The sequence below is a fragment of the Candidatus Poribacteria bacterium genome, assembly GCA_021295755.1.
GTDB lineage: Bacteria > Poribacteria > WGA-4E > WGA-4E > PCPOR2b > PCPOR2b.
Genome location: JAGWBT010000232.1, coordinates 1 through 4,104 on the forward strand (window position 1 = coordinate 1; position 4,104 = coordinate 4,104).

The window sequence follows — 4,104 nt, forward strand, 5'->3', positions numbered from 1 at the left end:
GACATGGTATCGTGACTTGGTGTTGCTGCATCAGGGTGCCCCCGCAGATTTGCTCACGCATGTCCATCATGCGGAACAACTCAAGCAATTGGCAGCGCATTACTCGCGACTACAATTACAGTCGGCGATCAAGGCGATTTTTGAGACAAAAGCTATGCTTCAACGGAATGTCAATGCGACGTTGGCTCTGGAGGTTTTGGCTTTGAAGTTGTTGCGGAAGCCGTAGATGATTTTGGAAGAGGACTGCCATGGATTTAACGAAAGCGATGGAACTTTTTGAAGAATTGAAACGGCGAATAAGTGAACACGGTGATTATCTTCGAGAATCTGAGTATAGGACGCGGATCATGCTTGTTGATCCGTTATTGCAGTTGTTGGGATGGAATGTCGAGGATTTCTATTCTGTGGAGATTGAGTTCAGGACTACACAATCCGCAAATGAACGCGCTGACTACGTGCTGAAAAAGGACAGATCTCAAGTTGCTATTGTTGAGGCGAAAAAACTAGGAGCTCCGATGACGCCGAAAGAACGACGGCAAGCCAAAGAGTATGCGGACTATGCAGGTGTGTCTCGATGTATGCTTACTGATGGCGCAAAATGGATGCTCTACGACTTAAATCAAGGCAGAAATCCAGACACGATGCAACCGTGGATTGAGTTTGACATTGAAAATGACGGTCCAGAGCAGTTAATTCTGTACAGTCTCACTCTATGGCAGCAGTGGTTCACTCCTGAAGTCGGTTCCTCGCCCGTTAGCAATCTTATTTTCGGTTCAAGTGTTGATGATAAGCCGCCCGATTCCCCACCAAAAGGAGGAGGGAAGGGAGGAAAGGGTAAAAAACCACCAACCCACCTTATCGTAACTATGCCTAATGAAGAACTGATTGCTCGTGACGATGCAATAGATACTTTTGTTGAAGTAATTGAAAAGCTAGGAGTAGATCGGGTAAGAAGTGTTTTTCCTGAGCTCAATATGAACGCTCCGACAAATACCGAGACCAAAAAACGAATCCTTGAAAGGGTTGCCGGCAAGCTTAAGGAACCGCTAGAAGTAAAAATAGTCCCCAAAAAAAGGTAGGAGTTACGCACTTCAGCAATTTATTGTTTTCTACCCCGTTTACGGGGGAGTTAAAGGGGGGACGAGTAATATTGGGCGTTGGAAATAGTATTCAGTTTATCGCCGAGCTATGGGGGGCGATCCCTATTTTGAGTATTTTTCCCCAATGGTGTTAGCAGCGATTTATCCGAAATTGCATTATTCACATTGCGCTCCGCTGGAGCGCGGGAATTGGCTGGATCGATATTCTATAGACATTGCGCTCCTCTGGAGCGAAAGCGATTCAACCAATAATTATGAGCACCCCTCAGATAATTTACAAGGTATCATTGGGACACAATACGCAGTAGGTCAAAGAGGAATACAATCATGAGTACATTCTACATTACAACACCGATATACTATACCAACGCCGAGCCGCACGCCGGACACGCATATACAACAATCGCCGCTGATGTGCTCGCAAGATACCACCGTCTCAAAGGGGACGAGGTTTTTTTTCTTACTGGCGTGGACGAGCATGGGGAAAATATCCAAAAAATTGCTGATAAGAACAACATCTCTCCACAGGCTTATTGCGATCAGATCGCTCCGACGTTCACGATGACATCTTCCTGCGTACAACGAGCGAATTGCACAAAGGCGGCGTCCGAAAACTCCTCAACTCGCTCTATGAAACAGGGGACATATACAAGGGCAAATACGAAGGATACTACTGCCGTCCGTGCGAACGCTTTTTCACGGAAAAGGAACAGACCGAGGATAAGATTTGTCCAGACCACAATCTACCTTTGGAATGGGTCGAGGAAGATAACTACTTCTTCGCGCTTTCAAAGTATCAAGATCCGCTGATTAAACACATCCACGAAAATCCTGATTTTATTCAACCCGAAAGCCGCCGCAACGAGATGTTAAATGTGCTGGAGTCAGGGTTGGAGGATGTGAGCATCTCACGATCGTCCGTATCTTGGGGCATTCCCTTGCCGTTCGACACGGAACACATCTCTTATGTGTGGATTGAAGCCTTGAGCAACTATGTCACCGCGCTAGATTATGCCCAAGATGGGGAAAGATTTCACAAATTCTGGCCCGCCAATGTCCATCTGATGGCAAAGGACATAGCACGCTTTCACGCTCTTATTTGGCCCGCTATGTTAATGGCGGTGAAATTACCAGTGCCCAAAAAAGTGGTCGCCCACGGCTTCCTGACAAAAGATGGCGAAGCCTTGAGCAAAACGCTCGGCATCTTCATCGACATGGACACAGACATCGGTACCTACGGGTTGGACGCGTTCCGCTATTACCTGTTGCGGGAGTTCAGCTTCGGAAACGATGGCGATTACCGACCCAGCCGCCTCGATGCCCGCTATAACGCCGACCTCGCAAACGATCTCGGAAACCTGCTCAACCGGACGCTCGGTCTTGTCTCCAAGAACTTCGGTGGTATCCCCGAACCGACGACATCGGGCGAATTTGATGAGGAAATTCAGCGGATGGCGCGTGAAATGGTCGAGAAGGTGGATGCCCTGATGGATGAACTCGTTTTCGATATGGTGTTGGAGACGATTTGGGAATTTGTGCGACGAATTAACCGGTATATCCAGCAAACACAGGTTTGGACGTTGGCAAGATCGGAAGAAACAAAAGGGCGTATGGGGACAATCCTCTATAACAGCATGGAGGCTCTGCGGGTTGTCGCTGTTCTGATCTCTCCCTTCATGCCGGGCACCGCCAACCGCATCCGTCAACAGCTTGGACTCGATGAGAGCTTCAACGATCAAGGATTGGATACAGTCGCTGAATGGGGAGGCTTGCCCTCGGGACTAGCACTTGGGAAGCCCGAACCTATTTTCCCTCGAAAGGATACTAAGAAACCGAAACAAGCGCGTAAAGAAAAATCTGCCCAAGCCGAACAGTCCGCAGATGATAATCTGATCTCCTTCGATCAGTTTCAGGAACTGGATTTGCGTGTTGCTGAAGTGATCGCTGCCGAGAAAGTGCCCAAGGCAGATCGTCTCCTGAAGCTACAGGTCGATCTCGGAAGTGAGAAGCGTCAAGTTGTCGCCGGTATCGCGGCGCATTACGCCCCCGAAGACCTCATCGGAAAGCAGATTATTCTGGTTGCCAATTTGCAACCCGCTAAGATCAGAGGGATCGAATCGCAGGGGATGCTGCTTGCAGCTGAAGGTGGGAAAGAGTTGGCTATTGTGACGCTTGAGAAGCAGATGCCGCCGGGGGCGCAGGTCCGATAACTGCGTGAAACGTGAAAGACAGTGTTTTGGGCAACCACAAGGGTTGCCCCTACATTGGTTTAATTCCTGTAGGGATTGGGTTTCCCAATCCGTCGGGCGGGGAGACCCCACCCCTACGGGGAAGCCAATGGCTGCTCAACATCTAGCAACTTGGGTTAAAACACCCCAGAGATCGAAACCCGCTGCGAATTTCCGAGGTCATGCGCGTTGAAAGCGTAATCTGCGTAGAGCGCAGTTTCGCTCAAACGGAGACGTATACCGGCACCGGTTGCGAGTTTAGTCCCTTCCGCACCGATGCGGAGCGCAACTACATCAAACAACCAATACTCCCCGCCAAAACGGAAAACCCTCTCAGCTCCCCTATCCGTTTTAAGGTCTTTCCGATCTGTCTCTAAGTCTGCTCCCAATGTAATCTTGCCAATCACCGGAAACGAGATGCGGTAAGACACGCCGAATCGTAAACGGCGATCACGGGTGAATACCGGCTCGGCAGCGGTATTCCAGTGGATCTGTGTGCCGGTGGCATCCGCTAGCATTGCTCCAATATGGAGTCCATCAACCGGTTTGAACATCAACCCGATGTCAAGTCCGAATCCGTTTCCGCTGTTTTCAAAGAGTGATTGCCTGAGCAACTTTAGATTGCCACCGATTGAAAGACTTGGGTGGACCTGACGCGCATAAGAGATTAGCAGCGCATTGTCTGTATTACTGAAATATCCCGCCACTTCGGGACGATCAATGTACCACTCACCGGGGTCCTTAACCCCATCGCCATCCTTATCGAGAAAGTCCCC

Annotated in this window: 3 protein-coding genes and 1 pseudogene; 3 read left to right on the top strand and 1 reads right to left on the bottom strand. The window is 49.4% G+C overall.

The annotated features are described in order from the left end of the window. The 3 genes and pseudogenes from J4G02_22585 to metG form a co-directional block, all read left to right on the top strand. The coding region (locus J4G02_22585) for a hypothetical protein (GenBank protein MCE2397299.1) at positions 1-226 on the top strand (226 nt) is incomplete at its 5' end. 22 nt (positions 227-248) lie between these two features. Beyond that, positions 249-1,079, top strand: a complete 831-nt coding sequence (locus J4G02_22590) for a type I restriction enzyme HsdR N-terminal domain-containing protein (GenBank protein ID MCE2397300.1) — start codon at positions 249-251, stop codon at positions 1,077-1,079. A 348-nt stretch (positions 1,080-1,427) separates the two neighbouring features. After that, a pseudogene (metG, locus tag J4G02_22595) lies at positions 1,428-3,310 on the top strand (methionine--tRNA ligase). Positions 3,311-3,465: 155 nt separating this feature from the next. On the opposite strand, the gene J4G02_22600 reads toward metG, so the two are convergent. Then, the coding region (locus J4G02_22600; protein MCE2397301.1) for a hypothetical protein at positions 3,466-4,104 on the bottom strand (639 nt) is incomplete at its 5' end.

Excerpts from the sequence above, each read along its gene's own strand:
- J4G02_22590 (MCE2397300.1), top strand. The coding sequence starts at position 249 with ATGGATTTAACGAAAGCGATGGAACTTTTTGAAGAATTGAAACGGCGA.